We start from the raw sequence: 16,446 nt of genomic DNA, 5'->3' as shown, positions 1-16,446 counted from the left end.
TACCTCGCAGGTACGGTCTCGGTTGATCAGCGGTCCAGCTCCGGCATCGGGATGACGTTGTTGAACAGGGGGGCGGGTTGCCCTCCCGAACCGTGTCGGCGGGCGAGGACGGCGGAGGCGAGAGCGAGCTGCTCAGCACGGCTCCATGCCTCGGCTTCCGAGTCGCGTGCCGCCTTCAGGCTCGCCTTCAGTTGGGCGACGTCCTTGCGCAGACGCTTTTCGACTTCTGGGGTCTGGTGGGTCTCGGCGCGGACACGGGCGTAGAAGGCTTCCTTGAGATCAGCGTGTCGTTTTTGCAGTGCCATGCGGTGGATGTCTGCTTCGATGGCGAGGGCGACGATGGTGAGGCTGCCGTCGGAGCGGGTGGGCTTGCCAGCCAGGAGCCGGTCGATGGCGTCGCGGATGCGGGCGCGTTCATCCTGGTGCTGCTCGTTCATGTGAGGACTTCCTTGGCGGTCTTGGCGATGGCGTCATGGGTGTCGGCGATGCCGCGGAGCCGGTTCGCGTTGCTACGGAGCCGGTCGCCGACGGGCTTGGGCGTGTAGTCGGCCTGGCGGTCGAGGTAGTCGGCGCGGTCCCGCAGGGCGTGGGCGTGGGCATCGGTGCGAACTGCGTTACCGCAGCCGAGCTGGCAGGCGAACTGGTTGGGGGCTGTCGCCCCCGGTTCCGGGTCGCACAGGGCCGTGTCTTGCTTGAAAGCGCAGATCAGAAACGAATCAGGGTTGTCGAACAGGACGTTCCCGTCATGCGCGAGGAACTTCGCGGCCTTCGTGGCGGCCTGTCGGGTGGTCAGGGTCCCTTCGAAGCGCGGGGCTTTGAGGGCTCCGGTGAGAGCGCGTCGGGCCGCCTGGCCGGAGATCTTCTCCCCGGCCGCGGTCCGGCCCAGCAGGTTTGCGGCGGTGTCGGCGGCCGCACGCACCGTCTCGATATCGAGGACGCCGTGGATGCCGGGACGGCCGCGGTCGCCGTATCCGGTGGAGGTCCGGGCGTCGAGAACCGCGCGCATGTGACCGTATTGGACGGCAAGCGCGACCAGCCCGCCGGGTCGGCGGGCGATGTGCCAGGCCAGGGTGCGACGGAAGCGGGCCAGCCCGATCGCCCCGAGCGGGTCCGAAGGGATCACCCTCTGCGGCAGGTCGTGCCTGTCTGCCTCTCGGTTCGCCCAGGCCACGAAGTCCTCGACCCGCCTGGCCAGGCTCTCAGCCCTCAGAGAGCCTCGGAAGGGACGCCGGCTGGCGAAGTCTTGGTGGGCGGAGCTGAGGAGGAGTTCACCGACCGGGACAATGCGCTCAAGGACACGAATGGCGTGAACCACTGGCTCGATGGCCACCCAGGGGACTTCGCGCTCCTCGCCGGCGGAGACATGGTTGCCATCCTTGTCGGTGACGTTTTTGTAGTGGTGGCTGTAGATCAGGTGCCGTGATGTGGTGCCGTCCGGGTTCGGTTCCGGGTTGGGGCAGCAGCCGGACCGCAGCCCTTGAACCTCCTGCGGACGCATCCCGGTCAGATACAAGATCACGATGGTAGCGGCAGCGGCGAGACAGCGCATCAGCACGGGAGCCTCGTCGAACTCGATGTACTCCTTCCAGGGTCGGCCCTCGATCCGGCCTGTGATCGGGACCTCGAGCGGGCAGGGTCCTGGTCTCTGGGCGGCCAGCCGGGTCAGGCCGTGCTTGATGGCGAACCTGTCCACCTGCTTGAAGCTGGCGCCGGTTGTCGCAGCGATGAACGTGCGAGCCAGCGTGACCCCACCGCAGTCGCCGACAGTGGCGGGCACGAGGTTGTCGTCGCGGGCGCCGAGCGGCAACAGGTAGTCCTCCAGGGACGCGCGACTGGCAGGGGTGCCTTTGGTGGCCTGCGCGCGGGCCGTCAGACGGCGCCGCTCGGCCCAGGCAGCCAAGATGTCGTCGGCCAAGTCCTCAACCATGAAGATTGCCCAGGTCAGCAGCGGACCGATGACTGTCTCGTCCAGTGGCTCGGTCTGGTTCTCCCCTCCGCCGGTGCTGGCCTCCTCGGGCAGGTAGTCGTCGACGCCCTCGACGTCCCAGGGCGGCCGACCGATGCCTGACGGGCGGGCGCTGAGCTGGTCGAATGCCCATAAGTCCGACAGCTGGCCGAGGATCCTCCGGGCGTGGTCGCGACTGCAACCGCTGAAGGTCCGCCCGGTGGCGTAGGCCCGCCAGTGCTCCGCAGTGCAGCCGCCCAGACGGGTGACGTTTCGCTCGTTGAGCCAGCGAGCCAGCCTCAGCCACTCCAGGAAGCTGTGCCGCATTACCGGCGCACTGTCGCGCGTGCGCGTGGCCCGGCCGCGCGACTGCACGTAGGTGGGCCGCAGTTCCCCATTGAGCATGGTCCAGGTAACGAGCTTCAGCTCGTCCCGCAGGTCACCCGGGCAGTTCTTCCAGTAGAGACAGTGGATCTTGCTTCCAGGAATGTCGATGAGCGGCCCCATCGGCCAGATGTCGTCCTGGTAGCGGGCGTTAGGATGTTTGTTGCCGAGGCTGATCCAACACGGCAGAATGCCCGGACTGTCCGGGACGGGCATCGGAAGCACGTAGGGATCGGCCTCGACGCCAAGGAGCGTGGTCACGGGGCAAGCTGTCCCTTCAGCAGGAGATCGACGATGGTGCGGTCGGTACTCGTGACACGGGCCAGGGCGGCGTCCCAGGCGAGGGTTCTGATCTTGTCGCGTAGGTCATCCAGCCGCTGCAGGTGGTCGTCCCATCGCCCGCGCCACATCTCCTCAGGCCATGCGGAGCGCAGTGCCGTCAACTGCCGGTGCAGGTAGGCCAGGCGTGAGTGGTGGCCAGAGTGAACCCGGGAGTTCGGGCAGGCCAGGCAGAGCAGGAAGTCCGCCCCGCAGCCGCCGCCCGGGGCGGGCCAGGGGCTGGTCTCTTCGTTCGCGCAGTCCGCGGTAGCGGTCTCCTGGTGGTCGGGGGCTGCGGCGTCGGTCAGCCGGCCCTTGAAGGTGGTGTCGCGGGCTTGATTCAGGGCCTCCTCAGCGCCAGCTGCGATCACGCTCCGGGCCGCCTTCTGGACGTTCTTGTCGGGCAGTATGTAGACACTCTCGTGCGTGCCTCGGCTGTGCTGGAGCGGTCGGCCTTCCTGGGTCACGGTGGTGCGGCGGCTGCGTTGGAAAGGGGACCCGCCTAACCCGTGGGACCGCCCCCACCACTTCCCGTCGTCGGAGGAGACTCCGAAAGCCAGGGGGCCGACCCGGGGCGGCCGGTCCAGATCGTTGCCCGCCCTGTTGGGCTGCTGGCTGCGGCCGACCATGAGCAAGTCAATGCCCGGTGCCAGGCGGGCGGCCAGCGCGCGGCCGTGTGCGGTGGCCTCTAGGGCCTTGGTGATCAGCCGGCCCGGTGAGTCCGCGCCGGAGTCGGTGATGTTCTCCGTGGAGAACCACCGCCCGCCCCCAGCACGCCGCTTCTCGACCTGCACCTGGTAGGTGATGGTCGTCGTCTCTCCCGCGGACGGCGTCCTGACCGGAACGGGAACGCGGTCGAACATCGAAAGGTTCCACGCGAAACGGTCGGTCAGCATCACTGCCAGCGCAGTCAATTCCTGCCGCGTTAGAAACAACCGACCCCACGTCACCAAGGCTCCTGCCCCGCCCAGTAGGGTGGTATTCGTCACGGATGACTGGCCGCTGGTGTGCACCGTGCGCGGGACGTCACCGGTTTTCGCCAGATGATCCAGGACCGCTCCGATTCTTCCCTCGCGGCTTCGCTCGGTGAACTCTGCTGCCCGCCACTGCTCCAGTAGGACCGTATTCTCCCTGATCCGCAGCAGCGCGGCCCGGAACTGCCGCTCCGCCGCCAGCACCATCCGCTCCCGCTCCGGCCCCTCATACGACTGCTTGCTCGACCCTCGGCTCGGAACACGCCGGGCAAGTTCCTCCGCGGCCAAGCCGACCGCCAGCCGACGGTCCCGTTTCAGAAGCGTCCGCATCTGCGTCATGGAGTTACGGCCGCCAGCGGTCTCCTTGTGGTTGTTGCGCCACAGCCGCAGCGTGGCCGAGGTCAACTCGTCCAAGTCCTGAGCTGGGTGGCCCTGAGCATCGAGAAACCGGTCGAATGCCAGGACCGAGTTCCAGTACGAATTCGCGCTGGCGTGACCGGTCCAGGTGCGGGACTGCGCGGCGAAAGTCCTCGCCAGCGAGCGCTGCATAGGCGCCGGCACCTTCAGCTCACCGAAGTCGAAGACTCGCGCATGACCGCCCTTGTTGATCACTGTCACCTCCAGCCCGTCCGGGGTCAGTTGCGGAGTGGTCTGGAAGTCCGCTGGCGGCAGGACCGCCCGGTGCCCGTTTCCTCGCCTGCGCCCGCTCACAGCGCCTCCTGCGCAACCGGCCGTGCATCGACCAATACGTCGATGTCTTGGATCCCTGCCGATGCCTTCGCTAACTGCGCAAACAGGCTGACCATGTCCCTCGCGTCCTCGTCATCCTTGCGCTCGCCCACGTCGCGATCCGCATCGAGCGCCAGGATCGACTCCAACTGCAGGTGCGTCACCGGCGTCAGGTAGTGCTCCCGCGTCGTCTCCACATCCCGATGTCCCAACAGCGTCTTCACCAGCCACCACGGGTCACCGTATAACTGGGCGAAATCCCGCCGCTCGGCCGACGTTAGACCGTACTTCCGGTCCATCAGCTCGTTCAGCGTGATCAGCATGTAGAGCGCGAACGAATGCCGAGTGGAGTGCGGTGTCGCGTACGGTACCTTCCCGCGGACCTCTGCCGACCTCAGGAAGCGCTTTGCCTCCCGTTCCTGCTGCGTCAGCAGCATCCGCTCGCACTGCTTGTTCGCCAGCCTGAACACGGCGTTCCAGCGGTCCGGAAGCATCGGCAGGCCCTGTTCGGTCAACCACAACCACGCTGGCTCTGGACCCTCCGGCCCTTCGATGAACAGCCACCGCCGCTCACGCCAGTCCAACAGAGCCAACTCACGCCGCCCCTCTACCCCGGCGCGGTCCACCCAGTGCACCATCGGGGACAGTTCCCGCGTCACTCCGGTCACCAGCCGCAGCTGCGATAGCTTCTCGTAACGGCCCTGCTCCCGGGCACGCTGCACCGCCCACGCCCGCTCCGACTCCATGTAGGAGCCAACCTGCCGCACCGAATCCACCGACGCGTAGAAGGTACGAACCCTCTTCGACCGCGACAGCGCCTTCGCGATCCGGCCGTGGCAGTACCGCCCGTGACGCAGTAGCTGTGACGGCACCTCGAACGTCAGCAGCCCTCCACCCTCCTGCCGACGAAGCCCCGAGCTCAGCATGAACTGCACGAACGAGGCGTTTCGAAGCTCCGTCCGCGCGTCCCACCCCGGCTGCGGTGACCCGTCCCGGGTCAGGCCCCGAAGTCCCAGGTCCTGCCACAAACCCCACGTCCGCGGCGTCAACCAAGACACCCGGGCACTGCGGGCATCGGCCGCCCGGTCTTCCGGTCGGCTCACGTCTACGGGCAGCGGCGACACCTTCGCCCACTTGTAGAGCTTGGTCAGCGCTGCTGCCTCGCGGTTCCACTTCGTGCCACCCACCCGGACTGGATTGAGCGGTGACCTGCACCGGAACTCCTGATAAGCCTGCAGATCCCCCTCGGTCGCCTGCCGCCACGGGAGGCCCCGACGCCATAACCAGTTCAGCAGCAGCCGGATGTCTGTCGCGTAGTTCCGCCGACTCTCCCGCTCCAGCTTCCGGAACGTGGGCGACAAGACGAACTCCAGCAGCTCAGCGTCCACTATAAAGTCCGGCCGGACGAAGACCGGATCACCTGGTCGCAAGCCGATACCAGCCGCCGCGGTGGGCAGATCCCGGATCCCCAGCACCCCTTTCTCCGGCAGCGGATCCCAACCCTCCGCATCCGGCACGAACACCACCCACCACTCGCCCACGCCCTGCCTCCTATAGCCCTTGAACTCACAGAATTATCAGGGAAGGCTCCATGAGCGGGGCGCTGGAGGCGCTCACCCGCAACCAGATGAACGAGCTGATCGAACGCGCCGGCGGCAAGTCCTCCTCCAGCGTCTCGAAGAAGACCAGCCTGCTGGTCGCCGGGGAGAACGCGGGCTCCAAACGGGCGAAGGCCGACACCCTGGGTGTGCGCATCGTCGGCCCCGAGGAGTTCGCCGGCCTCGTCGGGCCGTTCATCTGACGGGGATCCGAGGTGTCTCGCCCGGTCGGCGAGTTCGAGCAGGCCGCGGAGCGACCTCCCGCGTCGGCCGTCGACGGGCGCGCGGATCCCGGGGTGTTCGAGGTCGGCTCACAGGTCCGGTCGTCCCCGTCCGGAATCCCGTACCGCCGGAAGGCCGGCGCGGTCCGGGAGGGCGAGGTCCGGGGGCCGCTGCGCCGGATGCCGTGATCAGATCCGGAACACGGACAGGGGCGCCGTGCAGAGGGTCTGCTCGGCTCCATACTCCTCGAACGTGCCGCTGGGGCGGAAGCCGAGGCGGGCGGCGAGTCTCAGGGATCGCTCGTTCGCGGTCTGGGTCACGAGCACGACCGGCTGGTCGGGGAGTTCGGCGGCCGCGGCGCGCAACGCGGCCGACGCGGCCTCGAACGCGAATCCCGCGCCCCACGCGCCGCGCCGCAGTGCGTAGCCCAGTTCCAGTTCCCCGCCGTCCCCGGTGACGTGCCCGGGACCGTCGTCCGGCCGGGGGGCGAGCATCAGTGTCCCGACGAACCGGTTCGTCGTGTTGTCCGCGATGACGTAGTTGCCGGGCCTGGACGTCGGGCTGGCGATCGCCGCGTCGAAGTGCCGCTCGACGTCGCTCCGGGGCTGGGGACCACCGATGTACGCCTGAACCTCGGGATCGGTGTAGAGCTCGATGAATCCCGCGCGGTCGGCATCGCGCAACGCGCTACGGAGCAGGAGCCGTTCCGAAGGGACCTCCGTGGCGGACAGCGTGCGCGATTCGCTCATAGGCCCCGGAGCATAGAACACGGTCGCCTTGTCCGGGCTCGGTCACGGTGACCGATCGGCGCCACCGGCCCGCGGCCGGCCCGGGACGACGACCGGTCCGGCGAGCGGGTACGGGGCACCGAGGCCCAGCGCCGGACGATGGCTGACGGCTGCCTGACCGCCGATCGGGGCGCCTTCGCCGGTGCGCCGTGGGGGTATCCGCGCGGCACTGGTGACACCGGTCATGAAATGTGAAGATTGCAGTCGTTTGTCCTCTGATCGATAGGTGAAAGCATGACGGGCGATCACACGCGCAGAGCTCTGGTGGTCCGGGGCGGCTGGGAAGGGCACGCCCCGGTGGCCGCCACCGAACTCTTCGTCCCCTTTCTCGAGAAGCACGGGTTCGAGGTGCATCGGGCGGACTCCCCCGCGCCGTACGCCGATCCCGCGTTCATGTCCGGTGTCGACCTCGTCGTGCAGTGCTACACCATGGGCACGATCACGCCTGACGAGCTGCGCGGGCTGGAGGCCGCGATCCGCGCCGGTACCGGCATGGCCGGCTGGCACGGCGGCATCGCCGACTCCTTCCGCGCCTCCTCCGACTACCTGCATCTCATCGGCGGGCAGTTCGCCTGCCACCCCGGCAAGGACCCGGCCGAGCGGGACGGCTCGCAGGCCGACAACTTCGTCCCGTACACCGTCACCATGCTGCCCGAGGCGGAAACCCATCCGATCACCGCGGGCGTCGCCGACTTCGACCTCGTCACCGAGCAGTACTGGGTGCTGACCGACGACTACGTCGACGTGCTGGCCACCGCGACCCAGAAGGCCCGCCCGTGGGACCCCTGGCACCGGGAGGTCACCTCACCGGCGATCTGGACCCGCGGCTGGGGCGACGGGAAGATCTTCGTCGCGACCCCGGGACACGATCTCGGCGTCCTGCGCGACGACAACGTGCGCACCGTCATCGAAAGGGGGATGCTGTGGGCCGGCCGGTGACCGTCGCCGGCACCTGCGAGCGGCCCCGGCCCGTGGCCTTCCGCCCGCCCGGCGACACCTCCCGGGGCGTCCGGCGGCCGGTCCACGCCGAGACGCTGAGACGCCGAGATGCCGAGATGCCGCGCGGGTTCCACCGGCCCCCGGTTCCGGGCCTCCTCGTCTAGGGCCGGTAGGACGGGGGCGGGACGCGGACCTTCGCGGCGATCCTGTCCAGTTCACCGGCCAGGGCGGGGTCGGCCTTCACATGGACGGCGACCTCCGGGCTCTCGAAGAAGATTCCCCGGCGACCGTCAGGGCCTGTGGTCCGGATGCCCATGGGCGGCCTTCTCGTGCGTGCTGACTCCCGCCTCTCTCCGCGCAGGAACTCGTTCACCCACCGGTTGTCGTGGAGGCGCACGCCTCGGATCACGGTGACCTCGACGTCGCGTGAGCCGTCCGACCAGCGTCCGATCTTCGCGCTCCAGCCCTCGCCGAGCCGCGTCGCGTCCCCGGCGACCCGTCGCAGGCCGGGGGGCAGGTAGGCGAGAGCGACGTGGTCGACCGCGTTGCCCGATGTGGACGGCTTGCCGGAGGTGGACGGCGGCTCGGCGGGAACGAGGCCCTTCACGATCCTGTCCAGTGTGGTCGCGAGGCCCCGGTTCACCGTCACGACGTATCCGAGACCGGGCCTCTCCAGCCACAGGCGCATCCGCGTGGCCGAGGCACCCGCAGCGTCCCCACCGCCCCCGTCGGCCCGGTACCCGGGTTTGCCCCGGACCTTCTCCGGGGTGGCGGTGGACAGGTTCTGACGGGTCCTGGCCCAGGTGAGCAACGTCTCCGCGTCGGCGGCGCTCACCCCGCGCACCGCCAGGAGCCGGATCGAGGCGCCGTCGTCCCCGCTCCATCCGAGTTCGGCCCACCCGGTCGGGTCGACCACGGAGAAGGGACTCTTCAGGTACAGGCCGGGGGGGACGTAGGTGACGCGCAGCCCCTGGAAGACTCCCCCGGTCGGATCCTTGGGGACGAGACCGCCGGCGATCCTCCGCAGGGCGTCCCGGTGCCGGGCGCCCACCGTGACGCGCAGGACCAGTCCTGGCCGCTCCTCCCAGACCAGGTCGTCCCCCTCTGCCCGGGTGAACGCCCCGCGCCCGCGTACCCGCACGGCGAGGACTCCCGGCAGCGTCTCGGGCGTGCCCCTGATCCCGCCGAGCACGCGCTCGGCTCCCCCGACGTGGAAGGCCGGGTCCCGGTAGACCGTGACGCGGACGAGGTCCTCCCCCGCCCCCCAGGTCGCCCCGGTGCCGCGCAGCCCTCCGGCGTCGGCTCTCCCCACCACGGGCGCGCCGAGCCCCGGGGGCAGGTAACCGACCTTGACGCCGTCCACGCCCACCGCCCGGGTGGGAGAGGCGACGCCGCTACGGTCCGTCACGATCAGGTAGCCGGGTACGGCCGCCGCCAGCACGGCCGCGGCGACCAGGGCCACCGCCGCCGTACGAGCCCTCCTCTCCCGTCTCGCGCCCTGTACGACGCGGTGGGCGAGGCCGGGAGGCACACCGAGCGCGGAGGTCTCCTCGACCATGGCCAGCCGGAGTTCGTGTTCGACGTTCGGCATTTCAACGTTCCGCATGGGGAAACTCCTCCTCGTGAAGGTCGGCGCCGATCAGGGGGCGCAGACGGGCCAGTCCCTTGGACGCCTGGCTCTTGACCGCCCCTATCGAGCAGCGGAGGACCTCGGCGGTCTGGGCCTCGGTCAGGTCCTCGAAGAAACGCAGGACCAGTACGGCGCGCTGGTGCGGCGGCAGGCTCCGCAGACCGGCGATCAGGACCTGGCGAAGCTCGACACCGCTCAGGGAGTCGGGCGCCGGGGTGTCCGGGGGCGCGTCGGTCAGGAAGATCCGCAGGATCGCGCGACGGCGGGCGCGGCTGATGGCGGTGTTGACGATGATGCGGCGCACGTAGGGCTCGGGGTCACTGCCCGCGTGCAGACGGCCCCAGCTGCGGTAGGCCTTCTCCAGCGCGCTCTGCAGGACGTCCTCGGCCTCGTCGCGGGACCCGCAGGTGAGGTGCGCGATCCTGAACAGGCTCGCTCCCCGCGCCGCGACGAACTCGGTGAACCCCTCGTGACCGCTCACGCGGCCGTCTTAGGTCTCATACCCGTCCATACGCCCGGCCCCGCGCGAAAGGTTTCCAAGCATGACCGGGGAACGTGGCGCCGTGGACGTGATCCAGGACCGTCAGGTACTCGAAACGTCAGGGCGGGTTCCACAGTCTTCGGAGGACGCTCGTCCTTCGACGGCCGTGCCGACCTGAGGGGCGACGCGGGGAAAGCGGTTGCGGCGTGGGCCAGCGGTCGAGCATGCGGTCGCGCATCATCGCGGTGAGGTCGCCGACGCCCGCGAGATCGGCGCTGCCGACCGTGATCTCGCCGACGACCCCCAGACGGTGCAGCAGGCGCCGGCGGGCGGTGGCCGTGCCCCAGCGCCAGTCACGGTGGGCCGCCCTGGCCAGATGGTCGCTCCCGTCACGGCGGGCCCGTTCGACGAGGGCGTCGCCGCGCGGCAGCCAGCCGGTACACGCGTCGGCGAGGTCACCCTGGGGTTCGGCGCCGGTGGCGGTGCTCCACGCCGCGCGGTAGGCCTCCTCGGCGCGGCGCAGCAGCGGTGAAGGGGTGGCGGTGGCACACCAGCAGGTCGGGAGGGCGACACGCAGGTAGGCCAGCTCGGTCAGCCCGTTGCCCAGCGCGGCCTGCTCGAAATCGACGAAGCGGACCCCGTCGCGGGTGTACAGGTCGTTTCCGGGACAGGGATCCCCGTGCAGCAGCGCGTTCCCCGGCGCGCGGCCCAGCCGGTCGAGCACGCCGTCGAACTCCGCGCGAACCGCCGGCGCCACCGTGACGCCGAGCCGGTCGGCCAGCCGGAGAAAAGCGTGCAGATCTCCGGATCCGGGCGGGGACCAGCGCGGCAGCGCCCCGGCGTCGGCGGCGTTCGTCCCCGCTCGTACCGCACCGTCGCCTCGGCCCGACGGCGCCGCCGGGGCGTGCGGAACCGGTGCGTCACCTAGGCCCGACGCCGCCGGGGCGTCAGGAGCAGCTGCCCTTCCTGGTGAGCTGACCGCCGATGACCTTGTTGTCGCAGGCGATCGTGTTGCCGCCCGCGGTGTCGTTGATGCCGACGCCCCTGCCGCCGGCGAGATCGATGGTGTTCTTGCGGAAGACGTTGCCGGTGCCCCAGCCGTCGACGATCTCGTGGGTCTGGAAGCCGTCCTGCGGCGTCTTCTTCCCGGTGTTGCCCTCGATCACGTAGTTGTTGCCCTTGACGTCGACCCAGGAGTCGTTGAGCTCGTCCCCGCCGAGTGCCGACCCGTCGAAGATGTTGCCGACGATACGGCCTCCGCTGGTGCCCTCCTTGATGTCCACGGCCTCGGCCGTGGCCCGGATCACGTTTCCGCGCACCAGGTTGTTGTCGCTCCTGTCCATCTGCCCGCCGGAGTAGCGCTTCCAGTTCGACTCCGCCGAGCCGAGGTAGACGCCCTCGCCGAACTTCGCACGGCGCAGGCCGGTGTTGTAGATCTTGTTGTACTGCACCGTGTTGCCCCTGCTGAAGTTACGCAGATGGACGGCCTCGTCGCCGATGTCGTGCACGCTGAGGCCCTGGACGATCGAGCCGCTGGTCCTGTCCGCCATCACGCCCTTCTGGGCGTTCTGCACGGTGAAGCCCACCAACCGCCAGAAACTCGCCCTGTCGAGGTGGAAGGCGTAGCCCTTCTTGATGCCGCCGCCGTCCAGGACCGATCGGGCGTCGCCGCACAGAAAGATCGGCTTACCCCGGGTTCCCGACCTCTGGGCGACGAACCTGTCCTGGTAGGTGCCCGGGCGCAGGCGGATCACGTCGCCCGCCCGCGCCGACCTGATCGCCCGCTGGAGCTCGTCGGCGCTGCCGACGGTCTTGGTCGGCCGCGGGCAGCGCACCGTGCCGGGGCCGGTCGGCACGGGCGTGGTCGGTGCGGGAGCGGACACGGACACCGTCCTCGCACCCTTGAGGACACTCGCCTCCTCGTTCCCGCCGTTGTTTCCGCTGTTGTTTCCGTAGCCGCCGGTGCCGGCGCCGTTCCCGAGGCTCATGGCCATGACCAGCGGGCCCACCAGCCCGACGGCCAACTTGATATCAATTCTCATAATTCGTCTCCCTTTCCGGGGGTCGACAGACGATCACTCCATCGGGAACACAAGATCTGCTTCGTTGCGAAAACCCTGAGGTGACGCTCAGCGGATGATCAAAGGTCGGCGTCACCCGGGCCGCGTGTACTCCTCGGCGATCCGGCCCACCCACGACGAGAACGACTCGCCGTCGCACGGCTCCGGTACGAACAGCAATCGCCGCACCGAACCCACCCACTCCACCACGAACACCGCCTTCCGGTCACACCAGGATGATCAACACTGCAATCATGGACGCTCCTCACCGGCGGCCGCTGCGAGATCGGGAAAATCCCGGTCACCGCGCCGGCAGCGCGCGGATCCGCCGGGCCGGGCTCGCCGAGGGGGATCCCGTGGTCCTCCTGGCCGGTGCGGCCCGCCGGCTGCCGGGGAGGAAGCGGGTTCCGGAGGCCGAAACCCCGGGCGCGCGGATATGCCTCCATGCCTCCGGCGAGCGGCGCGACCTTCACACTGTCGCATACCAATCGATATGTACGTACGTACACTTGGTGTGTACGCTTGTACGCATGACGCTTGATCCGGACGCCCGCTCGATGCGCGAGCGAGTGCTCCCCGGTGACCTGCACATCGCCGACGACCCCGAGCCGGCCATGCACCACGATCGGGCCGGGCACCCCGTGAGCGGCCCCGACCCCACGCGGTCGTCCGTTCCGCGGCGGCCTCGACGGCACGACCCCGGGCGGAGGGACCGGCTGATCGACGCCGCGCTCACCGTCATCGCCGAGCGCGGCGTCGCCGGGACGACACACCGGGAGATCGCCCGGGTGGCGGACGTGCCGCTGGGCTCGATGACCTATCACTTCGCGTCCCTGGAGGAGGTGCTCGGCGAGGCGTTCACCCGGCACGCCGACGCGGTGGCCCGCGGCTTCGACGAGCGCCTGAGCGCCGCCCGGGACCGGGCGGCGGCGGTCGAGGCCGTCGTCACGCTGGTGTCGGACGACCTGCTCGGCTCACAGCACGACCTCGTGCTCACCGTGGAGCTGTACGTGGCCGCGGCGCGCAACCCGGCCCTGAGGGCCGTCACCCAGGCCTGGATGGCTCGTAGCCGCCGGGCGCTGGAGCGTCACTTCGACGCCACGACCGCCAGGGAACTGGACGCTCTCATCGAGGGGCTCGTACTGCACAGCGCCCTGTCGACCGACCCGATGACGCCCGAGCAGATCAGCCACGCCGTCCACCGATACCTGCGCTGACCCTCTCCCCTTGCCCGCACCCATGTCGCCCGCACCCATGGAAATGTGATCGGAAAGCCGATGTCCGCCACCGTCCCCCTCGGCGCGCCCAGCCGCCAGGCACGCCTCGCCCGCACCGCCGTCGCGGCGCTGTTCCTCACCAACGGCGCCGTGTTCTTCAACGTGGTCCCGCGCTACCCGCAGTTCAAGGCCGACCTCGGCGTGAGCAACGCCGTCTTCGGCATCGCGCTGACCGGGTACCCGATCGGCGCGCTGCTGGCCGGGCTGCTCGCCGGCGCCGTCATCCGCCGCCTCCGCTCCGCGCGCACGGCGGCGTTCGGGATCGTCGTTGCCGCCGCCACGACGCTGGCCATCCCCCTCGCGCCGAACTGGATCGCCTTCGGCGGCGCGCTGTTCGTCGTGGGCGCCCTCGACGCGGTGGTCGACGTCGCGCAGAACGCCCACGGCCTGCGGGTCCAGCGGATCTACCGGCGCTCCATCCTCAACTCACTGCACGGCGTGTGGAGCGTCGGCGCGGTCCTGGGCGGCCTGATGGGGTCCGCCGCCGCCGGTCTCCGCGTCCCCCTCGCGCTCCACCTGGCCATCTCCGCGACGCTGTTCGGTATCGTCGCCGTCATCGCCTACCGGTTCCTGCTGCCCGGCCCGGAGGACGCCGAGCGCCCAGCGGAAGGCCGGGATCCCGCCTCCGGCGACGGCCACCCGGCGGCCCCGCCCGCCCGTGGAGGCCTGCGCTCGTTCACTGGCCCGGCCGTGCGGATGCTCGCCGCGCTCGGGGTGCTGGCCGCGTGCGGCGCGCTGGTCGAGGACGCCGGCGCGTCCTGGGGCGCCATCTACCTCAGCGGTGATCTGTACGCCGACGCCGCCACGGCCGGTCTGGCCGTCGTGGCCTTCCAGGTCGCCATGACCGCGGGCCGCCTCACCGGTGACCGCGTCGTGGACCGCTTCGGCCAGCGCACGGTGGTCCGTGCCGGAGGTGCCCTGACCGCCGTCGGCATGGGCGCCGCTCTCGCCGTGCCGTCCGTCGCGACCTCGCTGGCCGGCTTCGCCCTCGCCGGGCTCGGCTTCGCCACCCTCGTCCCCGCCGCCATGCACACCGCCGACGAACTGCCCGGGCTGCCCGACGGCACCGGCCTGACCATTGTCAGCTGGCTGCTGCGCGGGGGATTCCTGCTGTCCCCGCTGCTCGTCGGATTCGTGGCCGACCTCGTCAGCCTGCGCGCCGGGCTGCTCTCCGTCGTCCTGGCCGGCGTCATCACGATCGTTCTCGCCCGCGTCCTGGTGAACCGCGCCCCCGCCTAGCGCCGAGGCCCGTCCAGTGCCGAAACCCGTCCGGTGCCGAGGCCCGCCTGGCGCCGAGGCCCGTCCGGTGCGAAGGCCCGTCCAGCGCCGAGGCCCTCGCCCCGCGCGAGCGGAGAGATCCACTCGGCGGCCAGGTCGGTGGCCCGTTCGCCGTGGCTCGGCAAGCGGGAGTAGATCTTTCTGTGCTCTGTATCAAATGTAACCCTGGGGCGGTTACAGTTCCTGCGTGCGTTTTATCCCCTTTGTCATGATTTCTGTTGCGCTCACCGCGACCGCCGCGTTCCCCGTCTCCCCCGCCTGGGCCATCACCAACGGATCACCCGACCTGGCCGCTCACCCGCAGGTGGGAGCCATCATCGGCGACAAGCCGAACGATGACGGCACCTGGTCCTACTGCACCGGCACCCTCATCTCGCCGACCGTCTTCCTCACCGCCGCCCACTGCGCGGCGGAGGGGCAGAAGACCGCCCGGGTCTCCTTCTCCACCCGCTACCAGCAGGGGGACAAGGTCTACACCGGCCGCTACGTCCTCGACTCGCGCTACAAGGACAAGTCCGATCTTCACGACATGGCCGTTGTCGTCTTCGACACGGCCGTCCCGGACATCAAGCCCGCCAGGCTGCCCAGCGAGGGGCTGCTCGACCGCCTCGACGCCGCCAACGCCCTGGAGATCACGCGATTCACCCCGGTCGGGTACGGCGCCGTGGCCACGGCCAAGGTCTCGGCCAAGGGGAAACACGTCTCGGCCGGAGGGAAGCACAAGGTGCGGCTGACCTACACCGACACCCGCCACCAGGCGTCCATCTCCTTCAAGAACCTCACGCGCAAGTGGCTCAAACTGTCGCTCGCCTCCAAGGGCGACGGCAGCACCTGTTTCGGCGACTCGGGCGGCCCGAACTTCCTCGGAGGGCCCACCTCGGACCTGCTCGTGGCCACGACGATCAGCGGGGACGACGACGCGTGCAGGCTGACCAACTACGACTACCGCCTGGACACCCCTCAGGTCCGGTCCTTCCTCAAGAAGTTCGTCACGCTTCCCTGAACGGGTGATCGCCCCGCCGGGTCCAGACGCCCGCCCGGCCGGGCATGACCACGGCCATCGGCGCGGCACGCGCTCCAGGCCCCGCCGGTGACCGCACCATCCACGCCGCTCCACGGCCGTCGGCGCGGCGCGTGCTCCAGGCCCCGCCGGTAGCCACACCACCCACGCCGCTCCTCGTACGCGTCACGCGACGCCCCGCAGCTGTCCGGTGACGCGCCTTCCCCGCCCCCACCCCTCCCTCCCATCGTTCGCCTGTACCACAGCCACCACTTCACCGTTGGCGGAGGCCGACGGGAAGCGGTTCGGGAGCCACCGGTCGACCGGTCATGGGGCCTTCGCGAGCAGGAGCGGGCGGCGTCGGCGTCGACGCCCTCCCGAGGCGTCCATCGAAGTACCTCCTTTTCCGGGCCGTTCCCGGCTTTCCGGACTGTCCCAAGACGTATCGAAGCGCCTATTTCTGACTTTTCGGTCTCTGTCGTCGCAGCCCCGGAAGGCCCATACCCGCCGGACCGGAGCGGGGGCCACGGCCCGCCTTCGGGTCACACACGGCGGCACGGTCGTGACCGCCCCGGCGCCGGGCATGGGGCGCGACCTGCCCGGCAGGCCGTTCGTGCCGTGACGTCCGATTGCTGAATTATTCATCTTGACCGGCGTGAAATATGCACGCGCTATTGATGATTGACGCTCTGGTTGCGCCCGGGCCACGGCTACATAATTGATTCACATCAGGAACAATTATGTAGGCGTCGAAGGGAGCGGAAATTGTCGTCCCTGACCGTGCTTCTCCCGCCGGCGGACGCGCGCGTCCGCCCGTGGCCCG

At 69.8% G+C, this 16,446-nt stretch carries 15 protein-coding genes; 6 read left to right on the top strand and 9 right to left on the bottom strand.

The genetic code is table 11. The features are described from left to right. Nucleotides 1-26: 26 nt before the first annotated feature. The 4 genes from ACSC1Q_RS33825 to ACSC1Q_RS33810 are packed head-to-tail and all read right to left on the bottom strand — an operon-like array spanning nucleotide 27 to nucleotide 5,891. A complete protein-coding gene (locus ACSC1Q_RS33825) occupies nucleotides 27-437 on the bottom strand; it encodes a hypothetical protein (RefSeq protein WP_436762771.1) in 411 nt (136 codons plus the stop codon). Continuing rightward, nucleotides 434-2,590 (bottom strand): hypothetical protein, encoded by a 2,157-nt coding sequence (locus ACSC1Q_RS33820; protein WP_436762770.1) that lies wholly within the window; start codon nucleotides 2,588-2,590, stop codon nucleotides 434-436. Before ACSC1Q_RS33820 ends, ACSC1Q_RS33825 begins: the two co-directional genes overlap by 4 nt. Beyond that, on the bottom strand, nucleotides 2,587-4,332 hold the full coding sequence (locus tag ACSC1Q_RS33815) for a hypothetical protein (RefSeq protein WP_436762769.1): 1,746 nt from the start codon (nucleotides 4,330-4,332) through the stop codon (nucleotides 2,587-2,589). The genes ACSC1Q_RS33820 and ACSC1Q_RS33815 overlap by 4 nt, the downstream gene beginning before the upstream one ends. Further along, nucleotides 4,329-5,891 carry a site-specific integrase gene (locus ACSC1Q_RS33810; RefSeq protein ID WP_436762768.1) on the bottom strand — a complete coding sequence of 521 codons (1,563 nt, stop codon included), beginning with the start codon at nucleotides 5,889-5,891 and terminating at the stop codon, nucleotides 4,329-4,331. The genes ACSC1Q_RS33815 and ACSC1Q_RS33810 overlap by 4 nt, the downstream gene beginning before the upstream one ends. A gap of 50 nt (nucleotides 5,892-5,941) precedes the next feature. Here ACSC1Q_RS33810 and ACSC1Q_RS33805 point away from each other — a divergent pair, with 50 nt between their 5' ends. Continuing rightward, the gene (locus ACSC1Q_RS33805; RefSeq protein WP_436762767.1) at nucleotides 5,942-6,151 is read left to right on the top strand and encodes a BRCT domain-containing protein; all 210 of its coding nucleotides are present in this window, start codon (nucleotides 5,942-5,944) and stop codon (nucleotides 6,149-6,151) included. Between the two features lie 12 nt (nucleotides 6,152-6,163). Beyond that, nucleotides 6,164-6,358 (top strand): hypothetical protein, encoded by a 195-nt coding sequence (locus tag ACSC1Q_RS33800; RefSeq protein WP_436762766.1) that lies wholly within the window; start codon nucleotides 6,164-6,166, stop codon nucleotides 6,356-6,358. Here ACSC1Q_RS33800 and ACSC1Q_RS33795 read toward each other — a convergent pair whose 3' ends face one another. Next, on the bottom strand, nucleotides 6,359-6,919 hold the full coding sequence (locus ACSC1Q_RS33795; protein WP_436762765.1) for a GNAT family N-acetyltransferase: 561 nt from the start codon (nucleotides 6,917-6,919) through the stop codon (nucleotides 6,359-6,361). It lies immediately after the preceding gene. Nucleotides 6,920-7,192: 273 nt separating this feature from the next. Here ACSC1Q_RS33795 and ACSC1Q_RS33790 point away from each other — a divergent pair, with 273 nt between their 5' ends. Further along, nucleotides 7,193-7,897: a ThuA domain-containing protein gene (locus ACSC1Q_RS33790; protein ID WP_436762764.1), complete on the top strand. Its 705-nt coding sequence runs from the start codon at nucleotides 7,193-7,195 to the stop codon at nucleotides 7,895-7,897. 160 nt (nucleotides 7,898-8,057) lie between these two features. On the opposite strand, the gene ACSC1Q_RS33785 is transcribed toward ACSC1Q_RS33790, so the two are convergent. The 4 genes from ACSC1Q_RS33785 to ACSC1Q_RS33770 all read right to left on the bottom strand — a co-directional run bounded on the left by ACSC1Q_RS33785 (nucleotide 8,058) and on the right by ACSC1Q_RS33770 (nucleotide 12,050). Continuing rightward, nucleotides 8,058-9,503, bottom strand: a complete 1,446-nt coding sequence (locus ACSC1Q_RS33785; RefSeq protein ID WP_436762763.1) for a hypothetical protein — start codon at nucleotides 9,501-9,503, stop codon at nucleotides 8,058-8,060. Beyond that, on the bottom strand, nucleotides 9,490-10,008 hold the full coding sequence (locus tag ACSC1Q_RS33780; protein ID WP_436762762.1) for a SigE family RNA polymerase sigma factor: 519 nt from the start codon (nucleotides 10,006-10,008) through the stop codon (nucleotides 9,490-9,492). The genes ACSC1Q_RS33785 and ACSC1Q_RS33780 overlap by 14 nt, the downstream gene beginning before the upstream one ends. Nucleotides 10,009-10,126: 118 nt before the next feature. Beyond that, nucleotides 10,127-10,765, bottom strand: a complete 639-nt coding sequence (locus tag ACSC1Q_RS33775; RefSeq protein WP_436762761.1) for a phosphotransferase — start codon at nucleotides 10,763-10,765, stop codon at nucleotides 10,127-10,129. A gap of 190 nt (nucleotides 10,766-10,955) precedes the next feature. Further along, nucleotides 10,956-12,050, bottom strand: a complete 1,095-nt coding sequence (locus ACSC1Q_RS33770) for a right-handed parallel beta-helix repeat-containing protein (RefSeq protein ID WP_436762760.1) — start codon at nucleotides 12,048-12,050, stop codon at nucleotides 10,956-10,958. Nucleotides 12,051-12,598: 548 nt separating this feature from the next. On the opposite strand from ACSC1Q_RS33770, the gene ACSC1Q_RS33765 reads away from it, so the two are divergent. The 3 genes from ACSC1Q_RS33765 to ACSC1Q_RS33755 all read left to right on the top strand — a co-directional run bounded on the left by ACSC1Q_RS33765 (nucleotide 12,599) and on the right by ACSC1Q_RS33755 (nucleotide 15,626). Further along, on the top strand, nucleotides 12,599-13,285 hold the full coding sequence (locus tag ACSC1Q_RS33765) for a TetR/AcrR family transcriptional regulator (RefSeq protein WP_436762759.1): 687 nt from the start codon (nucleotides 12,599-12,601) through the stop codon (nucleotides 13,283-13,285). A gap of 60 nt (nucleotides 13,286-13,345) precedes the next feature. Next, nucleotides 13,346-14,584 carry an MFS transporter gene (locus tag ACSC1Q_RS33760; protein WP_436762758.1) on the top strand — a complete coding sequence of 413 codons (1,239 nt, stop codon included), beginning with the start codon at nucleotides 13,346-13,348 and terminating at the stop codon, nucleotides 14,582-14,584. Nucleotides 14,585-14,831: 247 nt separating this feature from the next. Continuing rightward, a complete protein-coding gene (locus ACSC1Q_RS33755; RefSeq protein WP_436762757.1) occupies nucleotides 14,832-15,626 on the top strand; it encodes a trypsin-like serine protease in 795 nt (264 codons plus the stop codon). Nucleotides 15,627-16,446 lie beyond the last annotated feature (820 nt).

This window comes from Streptosporangium heterodermiicola (assembly GCF_051390675.1).
Lineage (GTDB): Bacteria > Actinomycetota > Actinomycetes > Streptosporangiales > Streptosporangiaceae > Streptosporangium.
Note: the sequence above shows the minus strand (reverse complement) of the source record. Positions and strands in the feature narration are given on the sequence as shown.

What these genes read in the sequence shown, in the direction of transcription:
- ACSC1Q_RS33795 (WP_436762765.1), bottom strand. Translation starts at nt 6,919, where the DNA reads ATGAGCGAATCGCGCACGCTGTCCGCCACGGAGGTCCCTTCGGAACGG.
- ACSC1Q_RS33770 (WP_436762760.1), bottom strand. Translation starts at nt 12,050, where the DNA reads ATGAGAATTGATATCAAGTTGGCCGTCGGGCTGGTGGGCCCGCTGGTC.
- ACSC1Q_RS33785 (WP_436762763.1), bottom strand. Translation starts at nt 9,503, where the DNA reads ATGCGGAACGTTGAAATGCCGAACGTCGAACACGAACTCCGGCTGGCC.
- ACSC1Q_RS33755 (WP_436762757.1), top strand. Translation starts at nt 14,832, where the DNA reads ATGATTTCTGTTGCGCTCACCGCGACCGCCGCGTTCCCCGTCTCCCCC.
- ACSC1Q_RS33760 (WP_436762758.1), top strand. Translation starts at nt 13,346, where the DNA reads ATGTCCGCCACCGTCCCCCTCGGCGCGCCCAGCCGCCAGGCACGCCTC.
- ACSC1Q_RS33765 (WP_436762759.1), top strand. Translation starts at nt 12,599, where the DNA reads ATGACGCTTGATCCGGACGCCCGCTCGATGCGCGAGCGAGTGCTCCCC.
- ACSC1Q_RS33790 (WP_436762764.1), top strand. Translation starts at nt 7,193, where the DNA reads ATGACGGGCGATCACACGCGCAGAGCTCTGGTGGTCCGGGGCGGCTGG.
- ACSC1Q_RS33805 (WP_436762767.1), top strand. Translation starts at nt 5,942, where the DNA reads ATGAGCGGGGCGCTGGAGGCGCTCACCCGCAACCAGATGAACGAGCTG.
- ACSC1Q_RS33825 (WP_436762771.1), bottom strand. Translation starts at nt 437, where the DNA reads ATGAACGAGCAGCACCAGGATGAACGCGCCCGCATCCGCGACGCCATC.